The organism is Nitrosospira sp. Nsp14 (assembly GCF_900113575.1).
Classification (GTDB): Bacteria; Pseudomonadota; Gammaproteobacteria; order Burkholderiales; family Nitrosomonadaceae; genus Nitrosospira.
In genome coordinates, this window is record NZ_FOPV01000051.1 from 1 (window position 1) to 1,199 (window position 1,199).

The following is a 1,199-nucleotide window of genomic DNA, read 5'->3' on the forward strand; positions in this document are numbered from 1 at the left end:
TGTGGTGGTCAAATCATTTCAGACACCGTGATAGGTGGTATTGCTACCATTTTCCGTTCATAGACGACGGGCGACAGGTAGCCCAGTTTCGAGTGAAGCCGGATTCCGTTATAAAAACGGACTATGTAATCGGCAATATCGCGTTGAGCCTCACCTTGGTTGGCATAATCTTGTTGCCAGACGCGCTCCATTTTCAATTTCAGAAAGAAGCGCTCCATTACGGCATTATCCCAACAATTGCCCTTGCGGCTCATGCTGCAGCGGATACCGTGCTGATCCAGTAAGCTCTGGTATTCCAGGCTGGCATATTGACTGCCTCGATCAGAATGTAATAGCAATCCAGGTACAGGCTTGCGCTGCTGAACTGCCATGCGCAATGCCGAGGCAATCAGTTCGGTAGGCATGGCAGGCGCCATCGCCCAGCCGACGATCTTGCGCGAGAACAGGTCCATGACCACGGCAAGATAGAGCCAGCCGGCTCGCATGCGAACATAGGTAATGTCCGATACCCAGGCAAGATTCGGCAGAGCTGGCTCAAACTTTCGATCCAGCAGATTCTCTGCTATCGGCAAATCATGCCTGCTATCGGTGGTGCGGATAAACTTGCGTTTCCACACCGGGTGCAATGCAGCTTCCCGCATCAGGCGCCGTACCCGATAACGGCCAATAGCGAGACCTTGAGCCTGCAAGGCAGTGACCAGACGACGACTTCCGTAGGTGCTGCCGCTGGCAGTAAACACCGCCTTGAGATGAACCGTGGTGACAATATCCGCAGCTTGTGTCCCGCGCCGCCAATGCTGATAGTAACCGGCGCGACTGATCTGCAATAACCGGCATGCTTGTGTCACAGGAACGGCCTCCTGTTGCAATTGGCGAACCAGCCGGTAGCTCATTTCAGTTCGCGGGCAAAGAAGGCCGAAGCTTTTTTTAAGACGTCATTATCCATCCGCAGTTGCCGATTCTCGGCTTCCAGTTGCCGGATGCGCTGCTGCTCAGGGGTCAGCGCTTTACCTATGCCCGCCTGTCCATTCAATTCAGCCGTATATTGCTTCATCCAGCGCCGCACCACCGTCTCCCCCAGATCCATGCTGCGGCAGACATCGCCTACGCTCAATCCCTGGTCTTTCACCATGCGCACCACTTCCAATTTGAAGCCGGCGTCAAACTCCCTCCGTGCTCTGCGTGCAACCATCATAAAC

General features: G+C 54.5%; 1 protein-coding gene. It reads right to left on the reverse strand.

All coding sequences use genetic code 11. The annotated features are described in order from the left end of the window. Positions 1 to 8: 8 nt before the first annotated feature. A protein-coding gene (locus BM022_RS14980; protein ID WP_218146905.1) for an IS3 family transposase occupies positions 9 to 1,195 on the reverse strand; the annotation gives its coding sequence in 2 pieces (ribosomal slippage) (positions 9 to 934 and positions 934 to 1,195; 1,188 coding nt in all). Positions 1,196 to 1,199: the final 4 nt, after the last annotated feature.